This window comes from Micromonospora sp. KC723, assembly GCF_004348595.1.
Taxonomy (GTDB): domain Bacteria; phylum Actinomycetota; class Actinomycetes; order Mycobacteriales; family Micromonosporaceae; genus Micromonospora.
Genome location: NZ_SMKD01000029.1, coordinates 29,669 through 50,010, shown reverse-complemented (window position 1 = coordinate 50,010; position 20,342 = coordinate 29,669). Strand labels below are relative to the sequence as shown.

The 20,342-nt window shown below is 74.2% G+C and carries 18 protein-coding genes; 5 read left to right on the top strand and 13 right to left on the bottom strand.

The window, feature by feature from the left end; translation table 11 throughout:
* The first annotated feature begins 17 nt into the window (after positions 1–17).
* Both E1165_RS09720 and E1165_RS09715 read left to right on the top strand, forming a co-directional pair.
* Positions 18–986, top strand: a complete 969-nt coding sequence (locus tag E1165_RS09720) for a MoxR family ATPase (RefSeq protein WP_132389884.1) — start codon at positions 18–20, stop codon at positions 984–986.
* Positions 983–2,293 carry a DUF58 domain-containing protein gene (locus E1165_RS09715; protein WP_132389874.1) on the top strand — a complete coding sequence of 437 codons (1,311 nt, stop codon included), beginning with the start codon at positions 983–985 and terminating at the stop codon, positions 2,291–2,293. Before E1165_RS09720 ends, E1165_RS09715 begins: the two co-directional genes overlap by 4 nt.
* Here E1165_RS09715 and E1165_RS09710 read toward each other — a convergent pair.
* Positions 2,260–3,318: a stage II sporulation protein M gene (locus tag E1165_RS09710; protein WP_132389872.1), complete on the bottom strand. Its 1,059-nt coding sequence runs from the start codon at positions 3,316–3,318 to the stop codon at positions 2,260–2,262. The two genes, E1165_RS09715 and E1165_RS09710, sit on opposite strands and share 34 nt — an antisense overlap.
* A 42-nt stretch (positions 3,319–3,360) precedes the next feature.
* On the opposite strand from E1165_RS09710, the gene E1165_RS09705 reads away from it, so the two are divergent.
* Entirely contained in the window at positions 3,361–4,434 is a 1,074-nt protein-coding gene (locus E1165_RS09705; protein WP_132389870.1) for an RDD family protein, read from the top strand.
* Positions 4,431–4,583 (top strand): hypothetical protein, encoded by a 153-nt coding sequence (locus tag E1165_RS28895; protein ID WP_165945181.1) that lies wholly within the window; start codon positions 4,431–4,433, stop codon positions 4,581–4,583. Before E1165_RS09705 ends, E1165_RS28895 begins: the two co-directional genes overlap by 4 nt.
* Positions 4,584–4,663: 80 nt before the next feature.
* Here the strand turns inward: E1165_RS28895 and ahcY are convergent, their stop codons facing one another.
* The 11 genes from ahcY to E1165_RS09650 form a co-directional block, all read right to left on the bottom strand.
* Positions 4,664–6,151 (bottom strand): adenosylhomocysteinase, encoded by a 1,488-nt coding sequence (gene ahcY / locus E1165_RS09700; protein WP_132389868.1) that lies wholly within the window; start codon positions 6,149–6,151, stop codon positions 4,664–4,666.
* Positions 6,152–6,500: 349 nt separating this feature from the next.
* A complete protein-coding gene (manA, locus tag E1165_RS09695; protein ID WP_132389866.1) occupies positions 6,501–7,664 on the bottom strand; it encodes a mannose-6-phosphate isomerase, class I in 1,164 nt (387 codons plus the stop codon).
* Between the two features lie 2 nt (positions 7,665–7,666).
* A complete protein-coding gene (locus E1165_RS09690) occupies positions 7,667–8,677 on the bottom strand; it encodes a cation diffusion facilitator family transporter (protein ID WP_132389864.1) in 1,011 nt (336 codons plus the stop codon).
* A 76-nt stretch (positions 8,678–8,753) separates the two neighbouring features.
* A complete protein-coding gene (locus E1165_RS09685; protein ID WP_132389862.1) occupies positions 8,754–9,950 on the bottom strand; it encodes an SIS domain-containing protein in 1,197 nt (398 codons plus the stop codon).
* A complete protein-coding gene (locus E1165_RS09680) occupies positions 9,947–10,132 on the bottom strand; it encodes a Trm112 family protein (RefSeq protein ID WP_132183188.1) in 186 nt (61 codons plus the stop codon). Before E1165_RS09680 ends, E1165_RS09685 begins: the two co-directional genes overlap by 4 nt.
* Before the next feature lie 63 nt (positions 10,133–10,195).
* On the bottom strand, positions 10,196–11,578 hold the full coding sequence (locus E1165_RS09675) for a phosphomannomutase/phosphoglucomutase (protein WP_132389860.1): 1,383 nt from the start codon (positions 11,576–11,578) through the stop codon (positions 10,196–10,198).
* Positions 11,579–11,647: 69 nt separating this feature from the next.
* Positions 11,648–12,535: a hypothetical protein gene (locus E1165_RS09670; RefSeq protein ID WP_132389858.1), complete on the bottom strand. Its 888-nt coding sequence runs from the start codon at positions 12,533–12,535 to the stop codon at positions 11,648–11,650.
* A 116-nt stretch (positions 12,536–12,651) separates the two neighbouring features.
* Positions 12,652–13,374 carry an endonuclease V gene (locus E1165_RS09665; RefSeq protein WP_371687318.1) on the bottom strand — a complete coding sequence of 241 codons (723 nt, stop codon included), beginning with the start codon at positions 13,372–13,374 and terminating at the stop codon, positions 12,652–12,654.
* Positions 13,375–13,525: 151 nt separating this feature from the next.
* A complete protein-coding gene (locus E1165_RS09660) occupies positions 13,526–16,711 on the bottom strand; it encodes a toxin glutamine deamidase domain-containing protein (protein ID WP_132389856.1) in 3,186 nt (1,061 codons plus the stop codon).
* 17 nt (positions 16,712–16,728) lie between these two features.
* Positions 16,729–17,073, bottom strand: coding sequence for a hypothetical protein (locus E1165_RS09655; RefSeq protein ID WP_132389854.1), 345 nt, complete (start codon positions 17,071–17,073; stop codon positions 16,729–16,731).
* Positions 17,066–17,497, bottom strand: a complete 432-nt coding sequence (locus tag E1165_RS09650) for a YbaB/EbfC family nucleoid-associated protein (RefSeq protein ID WP_371687319.1) — start codon at positions 17,495–17,497, stop codon at positions 17,066–17,068. The genes E1165_RS09655 and E1165_RS09650 overlap by 8 nt, the downstream gene beginning before the upstream one ends.
* Before the next feature lie 76 nt (positions 17,498–17,573).
* On the opposite strand from E1165_RS09650, the gene E1165_RS09645 reads away from it, so the two are divergent.
* Positions 17,574–18,806 carry an SUKH-3 domain-containing protein gene (locus E1165_RS09645; RefSeq protein ID WP_132389850.1) on the top strand — a complete coding sequence of 411 codons (1,233 nt, stop codon included), beginning with the start codon at positions 17,574–17,576 and terminating at the stop codon, positions 18,804–18,806.
* A gap of 31 nt (positions 18,807–18,837) precedes the next feature.
* On the opposite strand, the gene E1165_RS09640 is transcribed toward E1165_RS09645, so the two are convergent.
* Positions 18,838–20,277: an aldehyde dehydrogenase family protein gene (locus E1165_RS09640; protein ID WP_132389848.1), complete on the bottom strand. Its 1,440-nt coding sequence runs from the start codon at positions 20,275–20,277 to the stop codon at positions 18,838–18,840.
* Positions 20,278–20,342 lie beyond the last annotated feature (65 nt).

Genomic DNA, 20,342 nt, shown 5'->3' with positions numbered 1-20,342 from the left:
ACCCCGCCCCGTCAGCCGTGCCCGCGACCGCCGGTACGGACGACGCGCGTGCCGCCCTGCACCGGTTGCGCGCCGAGGTGGCCAAGGCGGTCGTCGGGCAGGACGCCGTGGTCACCGGCCTGGTCATCGCGCTGCTGTGCCGGGGCCACGTGCTGCTGGAGGGCGTGCCCGGGGTGGCCAAGACGCTGCTGGTCCGCACCGTGGCCACCGCTCTGGACCTCGGCTCGAAGCGGGTGCAGTTCACCCCCGACCTGATGCCCGGCGACGTCACCGGCTCGCTGGTCTTCGATCCGCAGACCGCCGCGTTCACCTTCCGCGAGGGGCCGGTCTTCACCAACCTGCTGCTCGCCGACGAGATCAACCGGACGCCGCCGAAGACCCAGTCGGCGCTGCTGGAGGTGATGGAGGAACGGCAGGTCTCCGTCGAGGGCGCCCGTCGTCCGCTGCCCGACCCGTTCATCGTCGCCGCCACCCAGAACCCGATCGAGTACGAGGGCACCTATCCGCTGCCCGAGGCGCAGCTCGACCGGTTCCTGCTCAAGCTCACCGTGCCGCTGCCCAGTCGGGACGAGGAGCTGGGTGTGCTGCGCGCCCACCACGGCGGCTTCGACCCCCGCGACCTGGCGGCGGCGGGGGTACGGCCGGTGGCCACCGGGGCCGACCTGGCCGCCGCCCGGGAGGCGGTGGGCCGGGTGCACGTCGCCGACCCCGTCCTCGGTTACATCGTGGACCTGTGCCGGGCCACCCGGGCCACGCCGGCGCTGGAGCTGGGCGCCTCGCCCCGGGGGGCGACCGCGCTGCTCGCCACCGCCAAGGCGTGGGCCTGGCTGGCCGGTCGGGACCACGTCACCCCGGACGACGTGAAGGCGACCGCCCGGCCGACGCTACGGCACCGGCTGCGGGTGCGCCCGGAGGTGGAGTTGGAGGGCGTCGGCGTGGACCCGGTGCTGGACACGGTGCTGGCCACCGTGCCGACACCGCGATGACCTGGCGGGCGGGCGTCCTGCTGCTGGTGGGGGCGCTGACCCTGCCGGTCTGGCCGGCCCCGCTGGTCGGCGTCGCGGTGATGACCGGCGCGGTGCTGCTGCTCTGCGCCGTGGACTGGGCCCTCGCCGCACCGCTGCGCGCGGTCACCGCCACCCGGGACGGCGACCGGTCGGTACGCCTCGGCGGCACCGCCACGGTCACGCTACGCCTGACCAACACCGCCGGCCGTACGCTGCGCGCCCAGATCCGGGACGCCTGGGTGCCGTCGGCGGGCGCCGTCGGGGACGTACCGCCGCAGCGGGTGACCCGGGTCGCGCCCGGCGGCACGGCGGCGCTGCCCAGCCTGCTGGCCCCGACCCGGCGCGGCGACCGGCCGGCGGTGGCCCTGGCGGTGCGGTCGCTGGGCCCGCTGGGGTTGGCGTTCCGGCAGCGGGCCGGGCGGCCGGCGACGCCGCCCTGGACGCTGCGGGTGCTGCCCCGTTTCGACTCGCGGCGGCACCTGCCGGAGAAGCTGTCCCGGCTGCGGGTGATCGACGGTACGCAGGTGACCCGCGGCCGGGGCCAGGGCACCGAGTTCGACACCCTGCGCGAGTACGTGGTCGGCGACGACGTCCGCTCGATCGACTGGCGGGCCAGCGCCCGCCGGGCCGACGTGCTGGTGCGCACCTGGCGGCCCGAGCGGGACCGTCGGCTGGTCTGCGTGCTGGACACCGGTCGGACCTCGGCGGTACGGGTCGGCGACGAGCCTCGCCTGGACACCGCCATCGACGCGGCGCTGCTGCTCGCCGCGCTCGCCGCCCGGGCCGGCGACCGGGTCGACCTGCTCGCCGCGGACGCCACGATCCGGGCCACGGTGACCGGTGGCGGCCGGCCTGCGCTGCTCAACCGGCTGGTGACGGCGGTGGCGCCGCTACAGCCTGCGCTCGTGGAGACGGACTTCGGGCTGATCGCCGGGCAGATCCTGCGCCGGGAGCGGCAGCGCAGCCTGGTGGTGCTGTTCACCGCCCTGGAGGCGGGCACGCTCGGTGAGGGACTGTTGCCGGTGCTGCCCCGGCTGGCGGCCCGGCACCGGGTGGTCGTCGCGGCCGTGCACGACCCGGTGCTCACCGGCCTGACCGCCGCCGCGCCGGCCCGCCCCGCCGACGCCTACGCCGCCGCCGCGGCCTGGCGGGCCCTCGATGAGCGGGCCCGCGTCCGCGCCGCCCTGGCCCGCCACGGCGTCACCGTCGTCGACGCTGCCGCCGACCGTCTCGCCCCGGCCGTCGCCGACACCTATCTCCGCCTGAAGGCCCTCGGCCAGCTCTGAGGGCCCATTGGCCAGGCGTGGCCGGGGACGGCGGAGGGCCAGAGCTCGGCCAGCCAGGGGTCGGCGTGGTCGGCGGGTGCCGACGCGGCGACCGCCGCGCGGTGACCCAGGACGACGACGTAGCCGAGGAAACCCAGCCAGACGGCGGCCCCGATGCCCACCCGCAGCGCCGTCGGCACCGGCGACGGGGTCACGAACGCCTCCAGCACCGCCGAGACGGCGAAGAGCCCGACCAGGCCGACGGCGACCAGGACCGCCGAGCGGCCCGCCTCGGCGACCGCCCGGCCCCGGGTCAGCCACGCCGGCGGCGCGATCCAGGCCCACGCCGTCCGCAGTCCCACCCCGGCGGCGACGAACACCCCGGTCAGTTCGAGCAGCCCGTGCGGGCTGATCAGGCCGAAGAACACGTCGGCCCGGCCGTACGAGACCATCACGCCGCCCACCACGCCGATGTTCAGCGCGTTCTGCCACAGCAGGTAGAACACCGGCACGACCAGCACCCCGGAGGCCAGGCACTGGGCGGCCACCCAGGCGTTGTGCGTCCACAGGTGGAAGGCGAACGTCGGCGCGGAGAACTCGGTGTAGTAGCCGGCGAAGCCGGAGTCGACGAGGTCGGCCGCGGCCTCCGGGCCGATGAACGCCGCCGCGGTCTGCGGGTTGCCGGCGACGTACCAGATGAGGAAGAAGCTCAGCGCGGTGAAGCCGGTCGACACCCCGCACCACCAGGGCCACGCCTGGTAGACGGCGGCCGGGAAACCGACGGTCAGGAACCGGCCCACCGCCGCCCACGACGGGCCGCGCCGGCCGGCGATCCTGGCCCGGGCCGCCAGCACCAGTTGCGACAGGTGATTGACCAGCACCGGGTCGGGCGCACGGCTGCGCAGCACGGAGAGCTGGGTGGCGGCACGCTGGTAGAGCGCCACCAACTCGTCGATCTCGTCGGCGTCGGGGCGGCGCCGGCGGCAGAGCTGCTCCAGCCGCCGCCACTCGTGTCGGTGCTCGGCGACGTACGCGTCGAGATCCACTCGTCCTCCCCCGCTCCGGCGCCCATAGTGTTCACTGTCCGGGTGACAGCGCAACCACCGGCGTCCGCCGTCGGTCGACCCGACGCCCACCCCGCCCCGGGTGGCCCGGCCGGCCGGTTCCCGACGTGGGGCGACGCGGGTCTGGTCAGCGGCGAGGCGGTCGAGCTGGATGTCCGCGTCGCCCGGCTGGGTTCCCGGGTGCTGGCGCTGCTGCTGGACGCCGTGGCCCAGGTGGCGCTGGCGGTGGTGTTCGGGCTGCTGCTCACCGCGCTGGCGGTACGGGTGCTGCCCGCGCCGCTGGTCGACGGGGCCTTCTACGAGGCCCTCGGGACCGTCTTCCTCGTGCTGGTGCTGGTCGGCTACCCGGTGCTCTCCGAGCGTTTCTGTCACGGCCGTACGCTCGGCAAGATGGCGGTCGGCCTGCGGGTGGTCGCCGCCGACGGCGGACCGGTGGGATTGCGGCAGTCGCTGACCCGCGCCCTGGTCGGGGTGGCGGTGGAGTGGCCGGGGCTGGTGCTGCCCCTGTTCAGCTGGGTGGCCGGGGTGACGGTGATGCTGACCGACCGGCGCGGCCGGCGGCTGGGCGACCTGGTGGCCGGCACCCTGGTGGTGCACACCCGGTCCGCGCAGCCGTGGCGGGCCGCGCCGGCGATCGCGCCGCCGCTCGTCGGGTGGGCGGTCACCCTGGACCTGACCCGGATGGACGACGCGTTGGCGCTGGCCGTGCGGCAGTACCTGACCCGGGCGCACCGGTTCGCCGAGCCGTCGCGGAGCCGGCTGACGCAGGGTTTGTGGGGCGAGGTGGCCGCGGTGACCTCGCCACCTCCACCCCGGGGGACGCCTGAGCCGCTGGCTCTCGCCGCGGTGCTGGCCGAACGGAACCGCCGCGGCGCGCTGCGGCTGCACCACAGCCGCGCGCTCACCGCCGCGCTCTGGCCGGAGCTGGCCCCGCCGCCGCAGTCCGCGCCGGCCCTCGCCACGCCCGCACCGGCACCGTCCACGCCGACACCGGACGAGCCGGCACCACCCACGCCGAGCGCCGTCCGCCCGGCCGCTCCGGGCGCCCGTACCGGTCCCACCCCGTCGGTGGGGCGCACCCCTGGGGCACGGGCGTGAAGGGTCTCTGGCTCTGGCTGGGGGTGCTGGCGCTGATCATCGCGCTCAACGCGTTGCGGCTGCGCCCGCTGGCGGTCGCGGTCTCGCTGGCCTGGCTCGCCTGGTGCGTCTGGACCTGGGTCCGCCCCACCCGCCGTGGCCCACCCTGACCGTCCTCGGACAGACGCCCGTACCCGGAAGATGAGGGACCGGGCCGGCCGCGCGGCGGCCGACCCGGTGCGGGTGGAACTCAGTAGCGGTAGTGCTCCGGCTTGAACGGGCCCTCCACGGAGACCCCGAGGTACGCCGCCTGCTCCTTGGTGAGCTGGGTCAGCTTCGCGCCGAGCGCGTCCAGGTGCAGCCGGGCGACCTTCTCGTCGAGGTGCTTCGGCAGCACGTAGACGCCGACCGGGTACTCGTCGGTCTTGGTGTACAGCTCGATCTGGGCGATCGTCTGGTTGGCGAACGAGTTCGACATCACGAAGCTGGGGTGACCGGTGGCGTTGCCGAGGTTCAGCAGGCGCCCCTCGGAGAGCACGATGATGGCGTGGCCGTCGTCGAAGCGCCACACGTCGACCTGCGGCTTGATGTTCTCGCGGGTGACGTCGGGGCGCTTCGCCAGCCCGGCCATGTCGATCTCGTTGTCGAAGTGGCCGATGTTGCCGACGATGGCCTGGTGCTTCATCCGGGCCATGTGCTCGTTGGTGATGACGTTGAAGCAGCCGGTCGCGGTGATGAAGATGTCGGCCTGCTCGACCACGTCCTCCAGGGTGGCGACCTGGTAGCCGTCCATCGCCGCCTGGAGCGCGCAGATCGGGTCGACCTCGGTCACCACCACCCGGGCGCCCTGGCCGCGCAGCGACTCGGCGCAGCCCTTGCCCACGTCGCCGTAGCCCATGACGACGGCCATCTTGCCGCCGATCAGCACGTCGGTGGCCCGGTTGATGCCGTCGATCAGCGAGTGGCGGCAGCCGTACTTGTTGTCGAACTTGCTCTTGGTCACCGAGTCGTTGACGTTGATGGCCGGGAAGAGCAGGGTGCCGGCGCGGTGCATCTCGTAGAGCCGGTGCACGCCGGTGGTGGTCTCCTCGGTGACGCCCTTGATGGTGGAGGCGATCCGGGTCCACCGCTGGCCGTCCTCGGCCAGCGAGCGGTGCAGCAGGCCGAGGATGACCGCGTACTCCTCGGAGTCGGCGGACTCGACCGGGGGCACCACGCCGGCCTTCTCGAACTCGACGCCCTTGTGGACGAGCAGGGTGGCGTCACCGCCGTCGTCGAGGATCATGTTGGGGCCCTGGCCGTCGGGCCAGTTGAGCACCTGCTCGGTGCACCACCAGTACTCCTCCAGAGACTCGCCCTTCCAGGCGTAGACCGGCACGCCGGCGGGAGCCTCGGGGGTGCCGTCGGGGCCGACCACGATCGCGGCGGCGGCGTGGTCCTGGGTGGAGAAGATGTTGCAGGACGCCCAGCGGACCTGCGCGCCGAGCGCGACCAGGGTCTCGATCAGGACGGCGGTCTGGATGGTCATGTGCAGCGAGCCGGTGATGCGGGCGCCGGCCAGGGGCTGCGCGTCGGCGAACTCGCGACGGATCGCCATCAGGCCGGGCATCTCGTGCTCGGCGAGCCGGATCTCCTTGCGCCCGAACTCGGCGAGCGACAGATCCGCCACCTTGTAGTCGCCCTCGGCGAGGGTGCTCGGCTGCGGCCCGCTGGTGGACGCCGGGAGGGTGCTGGTCATGGAAGCTCCTGTCGAACGATGTGCGCGACCTTCCACCTTACGCGCGTACCCCGTCGCCGCGCGGGGCACCGCCACCACGCGGGGCCGGCCCGGCGTGCGCGCACCGACGGCCTGGCGCGGGCCGCGTCCGCGGACAGCGCACGGGGCGGTCGGTGTGGACGAACTTGCGTCCACGACCGGCCGCCCCGTGCATCCCCCCGGTTTGGTTCCCCCGCGCGCGCTTCCGGACTGTCGTCGCGACAACGCTGCGTACTCATAGGGTCACACTCAGAGACGGCAGCGTCAAGCCATTTCGGAAAAGTCGGATTCGTGTCGGTCGGCTGGGGGCCAGTCGCCCACCGAAGCGGACTCAGCACCCGCCGCAGGTGGCGACGAACGCCTCACCCTCGCCGGTGAAGACCAGCGGCTCCGCGGCGGCCGTCCCGACCGCCGCCTGCCCCGGCCCCAGGGTGACCGCACCCGCGCCGTCGTCCACCGCGAGCCTGCCGGCCCGGCAGAGCACCACCCGGGGCCCGGGCAACGGCAACCGTACCTGCGGCGTGCCCGCGCCCACGGTCACCCGGTGCAGCGCGAAGTCGTCCACCGGCACCGGCCAGCAGACCACCCCCGGCGCCACCGGTCGCGCCCGCACCACCGGTTCGGCCAGCACCTCGAAGCGCAGCACCCGCAGCAGCTCGTCGACATCCACGTGCTTCGGGGTGAGCCCGCCACGCAACACGTTGTCGCTGGCCGCCATCACCTCCACCCCGGTGCCGCGCAGGTAGGCGTGCAGGTTGCCGGCCGGCATCCAGATCGCCTCCCCCGGCGCCAGCTTCACGTGGTGCAGCAGCAGCGCCACCAGCACCCCCGGATCACCCGGGTAACGGGCCGCGAGGGCCCGCGCCAACTCCGCGTCCGGGCCGGCGACGTCCGCGGCCACCACCGCGCCGACCAGCCCCGCGCGTTGCTCGGCGGGCCAGGTCAACAGCCGGCGTACGGCGTCCCGCAGCCCCGCCGGCCCGGCGCGCAGCGCCGCCACCACCGGCTCCAGTGCGGGTACGCCGAACGCGGCGAGCACCTCCGCCGACTCCACCGGGTCGCGGAAGCCGCAGAGCGCCTCCATCGGCGACACGGCGACCAGCAACTCCGGCTTGTGGTACGGGTCGACGTAGTTGCGGTGCCCGTCGGTGCGCGTCGCGTCCACGGCGTGCCCCGCGCGGGCCTGCTCGGCGTCCGGGTGCGCCTGCAGGCTCAGCGGGGCGTCCGCCGCGAGCACCTTCATCAGGAACGGCAGCCGGGGGCCGAACCGCTCCATCACGTCCACGCCGAGCCAGTGGCCCGGCTCGGCGACCAGCAGGTCGAGCAGGCTCACCCGGGTGCCGCCGCGGTCGACCATGGCCGGGGCGCCCGGGTGGGCGCCCAGCCACAGCTCCGCCTCCGGCCCGTCGCTGGGCGCCGGACGCCCCTGCAACTCCGCGATCGCGGTACGGGAGCCCCAGGCGTAGGCACGGATCGGCCCGTACAGCAGTTCCACGCTCAGCTCCCGGCCCGGCCGGCCACCTCGCCCGGCTCGCCCTCCGCGTGCCCGGACACCGACGCGGCACCAGCGCCGGTCCGCTCGGCGGCGGCGGCGGCCGGATCGTAGATGTCCGGCTCCAGATAGATGACCCGGGCGATCGGCACGACCCGCCGGATCCGGGCCTCGACGGTGTTGATGTCGCGGGCCAGCTTCTCGGTGCTGTCGCAGGGCGGCACGCCGATCTTCGCGGCGACCAGCAGCTCGTCCGGCCCGAGGTAGAGCGTCTTCATGTGGATGATCCGCTGGACCTCGGGGCCCTCGGTGACGGCGTTCTCGATCGCGGCGACGTCGGCGGGCTCGGCACCCTCGCCCAGCAGCAGGCTCTTCGTCTCGATGGCCAGGATGACCGCGATGGCCACCAGCAGCACACCGATCATCGCGGTGCCGAGAGCGTCCCACACCCCGTCACCGGTGATCAGGGTCATGCTGACGCCGAAGAGCGCGAAGATCAGACCGACCAGCGCGCCCAGGTCCTCCAGCAGCACCACCGGCAGCTCGGGCGCCTTGGCCCGGCGGACGAAGCGCACCCACGACTGGCTACCCCGGACGCGGTTCGACTCCACGATCGCGGTACGGAACGAGAACGACTCCATGATGATCGCGACCACCAGCACGACGACCGGCACCGCCTTGTACTCCTCGATGCCACCCCCCTCGTGCCACTTGTGGTACGCCTCGTAGAGCGCGAACAGGCCACCAACGGTGAACAGCACGATCGACACGATGAACGCGTAGACGTAACGCTCCCGCCCGTACCCGAAGGGGTGCTGCGGGGTGGCCGCCCGCCTGGCCCGCTTGCCGCCGAGCAGCAGCAGCCCCTGGTTGCCGGAGTCGGCGACCGAGTGAATCGACTCCGCCAGCATCGACGACGAGCCCGTCAGCAGGAAGGCGACGAACTTGGTGACGGCGATGCCGACGTTGGCCAACAGGGCGGCGACAATCGCCTTCGTCCCGCCGTTGGCGCTCACGCCCCCGCCCCGTTCCGCTGTGCGGAGGCGGTGGTCGCCGGGCCGAAGAGCCGGGCGGCTCGTCCCTTGCGGTCGCTCACTGGTTCGCCAGCTCCTTCATCTCGGTGATCGCCGGGACCGCCATCGGGTCCAGGCCGTGGGCAAGAGCCAGGTAGATCGAGGCGAAGTCGGGCACCGCGACGAGCGAGGCGAGCCGTTCCAGGGCGGACCCGCCCTCCGCCGTCACCACGTCGCAGCGCACGCCGCGCCGCTCGGCGAGGGTCTGCACCGCGTCGGCGCGGCGCTCCTCGACCGCGAGGGGCTCGTCGGTGTCGTCCTCGGCGTTCAGGCCACCGTCGCGCAGCAGCACCAGCCGCAGCCGGGTCGGGTTACCCTCGACCTCACCCAGGTCGGCGAAGATGTCCCGTTCCGACTCGACCAGCCCGCCGAAGACCCCGTCGAGCAGCCCGACCCGGCCCCGGCCGGCCTCGCCGAGCGCCCCGGCCACCACCGGGTAGCGGGCGTTGGCCGACAACGTGTCACCGAAGCGCCGTGCCGCGACCGTGGCCAGCGGGGACGACCCCCACACGATCGGAATCGACCCGGCCAGCCCCAGGGCGAGGGACTTCGCCGGGTTCACGAACGACTCGGCGGTCGGACGGCACCGGTCGGCGTCGGCGTCCAACCGGGCCGCGGTCTCGGCCAGATCCGCCTCGTTGACCTTCACCAGGCCGAGCGTACGGGCGGCGAGCAGCACCGGCACGGTGAGCGCCCAGAGGCTGGCCCGGGCCGGGGCGCGGCGGGGCACCGGGATGAACGGCGCGCGGGCCCGTTCCGCGACGGACTGCAACTGCGAGTCCGGTGCGCCGACGGCGACCAGCCGGGCACCCCGGCGGTGCGCGGCCTCGGCCGCGCCCAGCGCCTCGGGGCTGCGGCCGGAGGCGCTGACCGCGATCACCACGTCGGCCGCACCGACCCAGCCGGGCACGCCGGCGCTGCGGTGCGGGATCACCGGCACCGGGCAGCGCGGCCCGGCGACCGTGGCGAGCACGTCACCGGTCCGCCCCGCGGTGCCGATACCGGCGATGACGACCGCCCGGGGGCGGCCCTCGTCCTCCAGCAACTGGAGATTCGCCTCGGCGGCCAGCGCCGCCGACTCACGTACCTGCGCGCCGGCCGAGGCGGTGAACCGCAGCATGCCGCCCGGGTCCTGTTCGGCGAAGGTGTCCGGGTCGTCCAGTGCCGACTCGTCGGCCACCCGCCGGCCGCTGACCCCGGCCGTCCCGTCCATCACCGTCGCGCCTCCGGCCCGCCGCGCGCCTCGTCCAGCAGCAGCACCGGCACGTCGTCGCGAACCTCGAAGACGCGACCGCACTCGGTGCAGGTCAGGGTCTGTGCCTGCGGGTCGTAGTCCAGCGGGGCGTGGTGTGTGTCCGGACAGGCGAGAATCTCGAGCAACTGCGGGTCCAGGGCCACGGCGCGGCTCCTTCCACGTGTGCGGTGGGCGTCGGCCGGCGGTGCCGACCGGCGGTGGCGATCTTATCGGCGAACCCGCTCCAGCACCTCGTCGCGCAGCGAGATCATCCGCTCCTCGGTCGGCCCCTCCACGTTCAGCCGCAGCAACGGCTCGGTATTGGAGGCGCGCAGGTTGAACCAGGCACCGTCGGCAAACCGCAGGGTGAGACCGTCCAGTTCGTCGGCCTCCGCCTCCGGGTACGCGGCGCGCACCTCGGCGATCTTCGCCGCCTGGTCGTCGACCGTCGAGTTGATCTCGCCGGAGGCGGCGTACCGCTCGTAGACGCTGGCCAGGATGGACAGCGGCTGGGACTGCTCGCCCAGCGCGGCGAGGGTGTGCATGGCGGCGAGCATGCCGGTGTCGGCGAACCAGAAGTCCCGGAAGTAGTAGTGCGCGGAGTGCTCGCCGCCGAAGATCGCGTTGGTGCGGGCCATCTCGGCCTTGATGAAGGAGTGTCCCACCCGCGCCACCACCGGCTCACCGCCGTGCTCGCGGATGATCTCCGGCACCGCGCGGGAGGTGATCAGGTTGTGGATCACCGTGGATCCGGGGTGCTTGGCCAGCTCACGGGCCGCGACCAGGGCGGTGATCGCCGACGGGGAGACCGGCTCGCCCCGCTCGTCGACGACGAAACAACGGTCGGCGTCGCCGTCGAAGGCCAGGCCGATGTCCGCGCCGTGTGCCACCACCCCCCGCTGTAGGTCGACCAGGTTCTTCGGGTCCAGCGGGTTCGCCTCGTGGTGGGGAAAGGTGCCGTCCAACTCGAAGTAGAGCGGCACGATCTCCAGCGGCAGGGCCGGCAGCGCGGCGTCCCCCAACACGCTGGGAACGGTGTGGCCGCCCATGCCGTTGCCGGCGTCCACCACCACCTTCAGCGGCCGGATCGTCGACAGGTCGACAAGCTTGCGCAGGTGGGCGGCGTAGTCGGCGAGCAACTCCCGCCGCTCGGCCGGGGCCTGCGGCTCACCGGCGGGACGCCCACCGGCGTCCAGCAGCGCCTGCGCGCGGTCCCGGATGTCGGCGAGGCCGCTGTCCTGCCCGATCGGGCGGGCACCGGAGCGGCACATCTTGATGCCGTTGTACTGCGCGGGGTTGTGGCTGGCGGTGAACATCGCCCCGGGCAGGCCCAGCGCACCCGAGGCGTAGTAGAGCATGTCGGTGGAGGCCAGCCCCAACTCGATCACCCGCTGGCCCTGGGCGCGTACGCCGGCGGCGAAGGCGGCGGCCAGGCCGGGGCCGGTGGCCCGCATGTCGTGCGCGATCAGCACCGCCTCGCCCGGCTCACCGGCGGCATCGAGGACCTGCGTGAAGGCGACACCGAGGGCCTCCGCCACGCGCTCGTCCCACTGGTCGGGCACCGTCCCGCGGACGTCGTACGCCTTCACGATCTGGGACAGATCAGACACCGGTTTCGCTCCTCGGCAGCAGGTCGGCAACGAACCTGAGCGTATCGGAGCGGAGCGGTCCGTCCCGTCCTAGCCGGGCAGGCCGGGCATCACCGAGGTCGAGTCGCCACCGGCGTCGGCCGGGGACGGATCATGCGGAGCCGGCGAGGGGCGGCCGGGCGGCACCGTCGGCCCGGAGGCCACGGGCGGCGGCACCGGCCCGGACGGTGCCGGGTGGGAGCGGGCCAGGGCGGCCGGCGCCCCGTACACGCCGCCGGCGGGACGGTCCCCCGGGGTGACCGCCGGGTACGCGCCGGCGCTGCCGTAGAGGCTGCCGACGCGCGGAGCGGGGGCGGGCTGCTGGCCGTACGCCTGGGTGGTCGGCGCGGCGGCCGGCTGCTGGCCGTACACCCGGGCGGTCGGCGCGGGGGTCGCGCGCGGCAGCCCGCCGCGGGAGCGGTAGGTGGTCGGGCCGGGGTTGCGCGGCAGCGGGACGGCCGGTGGGCCGGACCGCTCCTCGACCCACGCGCGGTCCTTACGGTTGTTGCGGATCAGCAGAGCGATCAACCCGACGCCGACGGCGACCAGGGCGACACCGAACCACATGATCATGGATCCTCCGGACGACTCGACGGCAGCGGCGGTGGCCTGGCCGGTGCTCGGGGCGACGAGGACGGCCAGGGCCGGCCCGTCCGTGACGGTGACCGGGGTGCCGGTCGCGCGCGGGGTGGCGGTCGGTGCCGCCGCGGTGGTCGCCTCGCCGGCCACCCCCAGCCGGCCCACCGCGGTGCCCGCGACGAACGCGACGCGGTGGCGGACCTCGATGCTCTTTTCCTTGCCCAACGTGGGAGCCGCCGGCGAGGTACGGGCGGTGACCCTGCCCTCGTCGGCGTACGCGGAAGCCGCGCCGGCGGCCAGCAGGCCGCCCAGCAGCGCGCCGGCCGTCACCAGGCGTGCCACCTGCCGACGCACGGACATCTCTCCACCTCACCGTCTCCAGGGTTCGGCGGTCAGGCTACTACCGGGTCAGGGGGCGCCCCGGTCACTGAGCACTCCACCTGTGTGCGGCATTACCCTGCTGGCCGTGGGCTGAATCACGCCACGCGCCCGGAGCCGACGGCGACAGCCAGGGCATCCCGGCACAGCCGGTCGGCGGTGCGGGTCGTCTCCGGCAGCCGGTGGCGCGGGGTAAGGGCCAGCACCTCGTCCACGGCGTCGTCCAGGGCCATCCGGTGCCCGACGCTGACGAAGACCGGCCTCACCCCGTCCCGGGTCCGCAACACCCGCCCGACCGTCTCGCCACCGTCGACCAGTGGTGCGCTGGCACCTCGCTCCCACGCCGGCCCGGTCCACTCACCGACCAGCGGTGTCTTGCCCACCCCGATCGCGGGCAGCCCGGTGACCACGCCGAGGTGGCAGGCCAACCCGAACCGGCGCGGATGGGCCAACCCGTGCCCGTCGCAGACCAGCAGCTCCGGCTGCACGCTCAGCCCGTCCAACGCGGCCAGCAACGCCGGCAACTCGCGGAAGGCGAACAACCCCGGCACGTACCCGAAGGCGGGCTCGCCGACGTGGACCGCGCGGTCCACCACGGCCAGCGTCACCGGGTCGAGTACGGTCACGGCCGCCGCGAGCAGGTCGCCGCGCTCGGCGTACGCGACGTCGAGGCCGGCCACTGTGGCGGGTCGGCGCGGACCGGACCCGACCAGGTCCACCAGCGGTCGCAGCCGCTCCTGCACCGCCACCGCCTCGGCCGCCGTCCGCGGCCAGCCCTCGTCCACGTCGAGGACGGGCTTGATCGACTCCGATTCGCGCACACCCTCACCGAACCACGCTCGTCGCTGGCAACAAATGCGATGGCGAAGACCGTACCGATGGCAACGCCGGACGCCAGCCCGGAGGCACCTCGACGTTCCGCACGCCGACGCAACCCCCACAGTGCCGCTCGCTCGGCTGCCGTGAGCCGGCTCACCGGGTCGTTGACTGTCCCGGCTGGTCGGGGGACTCGAGGAACCTGTCCCTCTCGGCATCCGATGTCCCGCCTCTGCCACGTGTCGAGCCAGGGCGGTCGAAGAGGTGCGGGGAGTTGAGGTACGCCTCGTCGGCGTCGAACGCCTGCTCCTGCGTAGGCGGTGGCACAGGCGCGTCGGACACGGTACTGAATCGGCCTCGCGGCAGGCCGCGCAGCGGCACCGGCTGGCCGTCGCCACCGAGGATCAACGCGTCCATCCCGACGACGTTGCCCGTGTGGGGTCTGCCCGCGTGGGCGTAGAGGGGCTGGTCGCGGATGGCTCCGTTCTGCGGATCCAGGTAGAGGATCGTCCCGTTCTGGTTGAGCGCGGCCCAGGCGTGCGACCCGCCGTCCTCCCATTCGCTGATCAGGAAGGCGTAGCTGCCGTGGCCGCCGAGCTGCAACTGGATCTCCAGCTGGTCGTACCCGTGCTCGACGGCGTCCCGCTGCCGGGCCGGACTGCGCTGCCCGTCAGCCGGTGACTCGATGAGTCGCTGGAAACGACCGCCGGTCACCGCCTCCACCCGCCCCGGCCCGCCCTGTTCACCGAGAATGGGTTTGGTGATGTCCCCTTCCTCGTAGCCGTCGAAGGTACGCGGCGCGGACACCCTCGGACGCCCGTGCACCCACGTCTCGTAGAGCGACAGGGTGCAGTCGAGGCAGTTGATGCCCCGGGTGGGATCGGCCGCCGGCCCGCCGTCGTTGGCGAGCGAGAACCACCGGCCCTGCCGGGGATCGGCGGTACGCACCACGCTGCCGCCGGGCTGGCGGGGCATCGCCCGTTCGAGGTCGGTCTGGTGCAGCGCCAGCGGTGGACGCAGGCCACCCCAGCGGCCGTACGGACGGGACCGGTCGATCGGTGGTGGCCGGTCGTCCCAGGTCAGCCCCGAACGATTGCCCGTCTCGACTCCACCGGGGGCCAGTTCGGCCACGTCATCGTTGATCCGGTGGAAGTCGGTCGGATCGTCGATGACCACCTGCTCGGGGACGATCCGACCGTCCCGGACGGCGTCGGCCCAGTCGGTGTACTCGTAGAAGTCCCGTTCCGCCACCACGCCGGCCTTGAACATGTGCTCGGCGCGCAGCGTGAGGCCGGCCAGGGCGAACTCCCGGCCGCGCCGCCGCAGCCAGCCCGCACGATCCAGGTAGCCACTGGCCGATCGCCGCAGCCGGGTGGTGAGTTCCTCCCGCCGCCGATCCTCGTACCAGGCGCGCTGCGACTCGAAGTAGCCCTGGTACCGACGCCGTTCGAGAGCTTCCCGCTCGGCGGCCCATCTGGCGGCGTACCACTCCGGCGTCCGCGGGCGGGGCTGGTCGTCGGGAAGTGCCGGCGCGGGCGCGGGGGCGCCGTCGGACGGTGGCGTCGCCGGCCGGGGGGCCAGGACCGCCAGTTCGGGAAACCGGTGCCTGGACGACGGAGTGGCCGCGCCCGGACCGGGTTGGGGGGGCACCGCCTCCACGGGTGGAGCCAGCGGCATCGACGGCGACGGGAAGGTCGTCGCGCCGTCGCGGGTACCGGTCGCCGCCGGCTGGGCCGGTATCGACGTACCCCGGCTGTCCACGGGGCTGACCGGCGCGGTGGCGGCCGAGCTGGGGGCACCGCCCACCGTCGCGCCGCCGGGGGACACGGGCCCGGAGGCGGACACGCTGCCCGGGGCGAGCGCCCCCGAGGCCGACACTGCTCCGGAGGCGGACACGGGCCCGGAGGCGGAGACAGCGGCGGCCACGCCACCGGTGGTGGCGACGGGGGCCGACGCCGGCTGGACCGGCGGCTGCCCCGTGGCCGGCAGGTCGGCCGGCTGCGCGGGCAGCGACGGACGCTCGCTCGTCACCGACGACAGGATCGGGCTGGCCGCCGCCGGATCGGGCCAGGCCGGTGGGCCGGCAGCGGCGGGGGCCGGTGACGGTGCAGGGTGTGCGCTGCTCACGGTCGATGCGGCCCCGCCGGACAGGTCCGGCCCGTGGCTGTTCGCCACGGACGACGAACCGATGGGCGGGGCCCCGACCGGGACGGCCTCGGCGGTTCGTCCCGCCGACGGTGGATCGGCCGTCACCGCCGACGGCGTCAGCGGCAGGTCCACCGTGGACGGCAACGGCAGGCCCGTCGACGGCGGAGGCGCGGCCAGCGCGCCGAGTTGCCCGTCGAGGCGAGCGCGCAGGGCGGTGTCGGCCTGGCCGGTCGCCGAGCCGGTGGCACCGGAGACGGCTGCCCGGGCCGCGTCCTCCACGGACAGGACGCCCTCCCCGGTGGCCAAACTCGCCGCGCCCTCCGCCATCGTCTCGCCGGTCATCTCACGGCCGAGGTGCTCGGCGACCCGCCCGCCCCGGCCGTTCGCGTGGCGTCCCAGGCCGGCCAGCGGCGCCACCGCGCCGCCGGCCAGGCCACCGACGGCCGACGTGCCCAGGTCGGTCAGGTCGATGCCGTCGCGACGTCCGGTGGAGTTCTGGTACGCCTGCGTGGCGAGGTTGATCCCGGACTCCTCCGCCGCCTCCTCCAGCCCACCGCGCAGGGAGCGCCTGCCGAGCCCGCGTACCCCGCCCTTGGTCATCTCCTTGGCGGCCCGTTCCCCGGCCTCCTTGAGGCCCGACTTCAGCTGCTTCTTGGCCAGTTGGGCCAGCAGCCGTTGGAAGATCTGCTGCACCACGAGGCGGGTGGCGGCGATGGCCGCGGCGGCGGCGGGTGACGCCGCGCCCGCGGTGAGGGCGGCGGCCACCGCCAGTGAGACCAGCTCGACGACGAGGATGCCCAGCTCGATCCAGACCTCGATCTTCGCGCCCTCGATGTCGCAGCCGCACTCCTCGACCAGCCGCCCCAGGTCGTCGCTGACGGCGAGCAGGACGTGCAGGGGTGCGTCGTCGCCCTCGGCGATCCGCCGCCAGGCACGGTCGAACGCCTCGGCCACCAGGCCCACGCCGCCGTACCCCCGGCCCACCTCGGCAGCGGCGGCGATCGCGTCGTCCCGGGGGCCGGCCAGCGCGGCGGCGACGGCGTACCACTCGTCGGCGAGGTCCCAGACGGCGCGCTCGTCGCCCTCGGGCCATTCGACCCCGACGACCCAGTCCAGGGCCTCGTACATCCAGCCGGGAAGTTCCCAGGGGCTGTAGTCGAGCGGGTGCGGAACGGGGCTGGGCAGGATGCTCACGCCGCTCTCCTCCGCGCTCAGCGTCGGTGACCGTGCCGACCGGGTACGGCGTCGATCGCCCGGCCGCTGGCGACGTCGGTGTCCACCGTGGCGGCGACGGAGGTGGCCACGTCGACGCCGAGCCCCGCCACCGCCCGGCCGAGCCCCGCCCAGGCCCGCAGCAGCGTCTCCTCGTAGCCGCGATAGCTCTTCTCGAAGGCGGCGCCGATGTCGTCACGGCCCCAGGGGCGCCGCGCGCTCGCCTCGGCGATCCGGCCACCGACCTGCTGGCGCCGGGCGCTGAGGGCCTCACCGGACAGACGCAGATCGGTCGCGGCGCGGCGCGCCCGACCGGGATCGAGCCAGAGCTGCTCCTCACCCATGTCGGCCGGCCTCGCCCCGCGACACCGCGTCCGCCCGCCCGAGCAGCGCCCCGAAGTCACCGGTCCGCAGGTATTCCACGGTGCCGGAACCGGCCGGGAGGTGGGCCGCCACCAGGTTCTGGGTGGCGGCGACCGCGGCGGCGGCGGCCCGGTGGACCGTGGCGGTGATCTTCCGGCTGAGCGCCGGCGCGTCCCGCTCCCGGAACACTGCCGGTTGGAGCTCCACCGAGATCAGCTCGCCCCGGGCGCCGACGGTGGCGGTGACGTGGCCGTCGGCGGACCGTTCGACCACCCGGAGCTGCGCCAACTTCCGTTGTAGCTCGTCGAGCCCGGACCGGAGCTGTTGGTACTGCCCGTAGACCTCGTCGAACCGCGCCCGGAGCGCGCGATTGGCGTCCCGGTCCACACTGTCGGCCAACGCCACCCTCCCCTGGTCACGTTCGGTCAGCCGAACCATACCGGGCGCGACGGAATCGTGGGGGGTCCGGTAATTTCAGGGCGTGATCGATCGCCAGCAGGCCGAGCTGCTCGCCACGGTGTGGGCCCGCCGCGACTCGCAACGCCTCGGATACGAGTGCCGCCCCTCGATCGACGAGTTCGACCTGGGATACGTCATCCGATCCGTCGTGGCTTCCGAGGTCGCCACCGTCCCCGGCGACCTGCCGACCACCGTCGTCGACAAGGAGACCGGCGAGGTCTCCACCTGGCCCCGCGTGCCGGCCGACATGGTCGAGCAGATGTACCGCCGCAGCCGGCCGACCGGCGCCCCCGCGCCCCGCACCGTCGACCCGGCGAGCCAACTGCTACGCGAGATCCGCCGCCTGCCCACCCCGGCCACCGTCGCCCACCTCACCGTCGAGGGCCGGACGTACACCGCCCAGGGTGTCAAGGGCGACGTCGAACTCCACCACCACCGGCTGGTCCGCGCCTACCTGGACGCGCTCCCCCCCGGACACCTGGTACGCGGCGGAGACCGCCACGCCGAACTCGTCGTGGTCTCCGACGTCCTCCACGAGTACGACCATCGTCGCACCGCCGAGGGGCAGGCGCCGATGACGGCAGAGGAGGCGAAGGCGCTCCTCTCGAACGGCCGGTTCCAGATCTTCCAGGTGCGGGAGGCCGGTGACCCCAACGGCGGCGAGGTCAGGGACGCCTGCGAGTCGTGTACGACGGCACTCGTGGACTTCGGCGTACTGCCGTGGGGTGAGTTGGGCGGGATCACCGAGCCTCCGGCGATCAACCGACCGGTCCCGGTCGACGGCCGCTTCCCCCCGGAGGTGGCACAGGCACTGGCGGACGCGGGTTGGGACCAGAACCCGGTGAACTGGGCGCTGGCGGAGGGCGCCATCGAGGAGACCTGCGAGGTGGCCGGCCGCACCCACCGGCACGAGCCGTTTTCCGCGGCGGAACGGGTCTTCCTGGATTTCCCGGCGATCGTGACCTTCCGCCGTCGGCCCGGCACCCAGGTGTGGGTCCGCCAGTTCGACACGAACCCGACCTGGGCGGCGCACACCGCCGACACGCTGGCCGACTTCGGTTCGGTGCTCGGTGTACGGCTGTTCCCGATCGGCTCGGAACGCCAGGACGCCCTCCTGGCGGTCGACGAACACGGCCGGATCTTCGCCCTGGACCAGGGCGGCGAATGGTTTCTCGGCGAGGACATCGACGCCGCGCTGACGACGCTGCTGCTCGGTCTCGCCCCCGCCCGGGTCCGCGACGACGGCACCTGGTGACGCGCGGGCGACCCCGGCAGGGTTGGCCGTCCTACAGGCTCACCCCGGTCAGCACCAGCACCCGCGGCTCGGTGTAGTCGTCCATGGCGCTGCGGACCCCCTCCCGCCCGACGCCGCTGCCCTTGACCCCGCCGTACGGCATCTGGTCGGCCCGGTACGACGGCACGTCCCCGATGATCACACCACCGACCTCGATCACCCGGGCGGCCTCGAAGGCGACGTCGAGGCGGTGGGTGAACACGCCCGCCTGCAACCCGTACGAAGAGTCGTTGACGGCGGCGAACGCGGCGCGGTCGTCGGTGACCCGGGTCACCACCAGCACCGGCCCGAACACCTCTTCGGCGCTGACCTTCGCGGTCGGCGGCACTCCGGTCAGCACCGTCGGCGGGTAGTTCGCGCCGTCGCGCCGGCCACCCACCTCGATGGTGGCCCCGGCCGCGACCGCCTCGTCCACCCACGCCTCGACGCGGCGGGCGGCGTCGACGGAGACCAACGGCCCCACGTCGGTGAGGTCGGAGGCGGGGTCGCCGGTGCGCAGTTCCTCGACCGCCGCGACCAGCCGGGGCAGGAAGCCGTCGTAGAGCCACTCGTGCACGAACACCCGCTGCACGGCGATGCATGACTGCCCGGCCTGGTAGTTGGAGAACGTGGCGATCCGGTGCGCGGCGAAGGTCATGTCCTCGTGGGCGGCCCAGTCCTCGCAGATCACCGCCGCCGCGTTGCCGCCCAGTTCCAGGGTGACGTGCTTGTCCGGGATCGCCCGCAGGATGGCCGCGCCGACCGGCCCGGAGCCGGTGAACGACACCACCGGCAGGCGCGGATCGGTCACCAGCTCGGCGGCGCGGTCGTTGGGCAGCGGCAGCACGGAGAACATTCCCGCCGGCAGGGCCGTCTCGGCGAGGATCTCCCCCAGCAGCAGCGCCGACAGCGGGGTTGCCGGGGCCGGCTTGACGATGATCGGCGCGCCGACGGCGATGGCGGGGGCGACCTTGTGGGCGACCAGGTTCAGCGGGAAGTTGAACGGCGTGATGCCGAGGACGGGGCCGCGGGGCGCCCGCCGGACCAGGGCGATCCGCCCGCTCGCCGTCGGGTCGGTGTCGAGGCGTTGCAGGTCGCCGGAGAACCGTCGCGCCTCCTCGGCCGCCCACCGGAACGTCGACACCGACCGCCCCACCTCGGCCCGTGCCCACTTGACCGGCTTGCCGTTCTCGGCGGTGATGAGCGCCGCGACCTCCTCGGCCCGTTCGGCGAGCCGCCGGGACACGTGGTCCAGGGCCGTCGCGCGGGCGTGCGCGGGCAGGGCCGCGGCCGCCGTCGCCACGCCGGCGGCCGCCGCCACGGCCGCCTCGACCTGGTCGGCCGTCGCGAGGGTGGTACGCCCTACCGTCCGGCCGTCGTACGGGTGGGTGACGGTCAGTTCGCCCTCACCGTGGACGGGACGGCTGGCGGCCCAGAAGGCTCTCGGCTCCACACCTGCGCAGCGTAGTCGACGGGGCCGGTGGTCCGGATGCGGCTGAACGACGCCACCGGGTCGGC

Coding starts and splice junctions, on each gene's coding strand:
- E1165_RS09670 (WP_132389858.1), bottom strand. CDS start 12,535: ATGTCCGTGCGTCGGCAGGTGGCACGCCTGGTGACGGCCGGCGCGCTG.
- E1165_RS09655 (WP_132389854.1), bottom strand. CDS start 17,073: ATGGGTGAGGAGCAGCTCTGGCTCGATCCCGGTCGGGCGCGCCGCGCC.
- E1165_RS09715 (WP_132389874.1), top strand. CDS start 983: ATGACCTGGCGGGCGGGCGTCCTGCTGCTGGTGGGGGCGCTGACCCTG.
- ahcY (WP_132389868.1), bottom strand. CDS start 6,151: ATGACCAGCACCCTCCCGGCGTCCACCAGCGGGCCGCAGCCGAGCACC.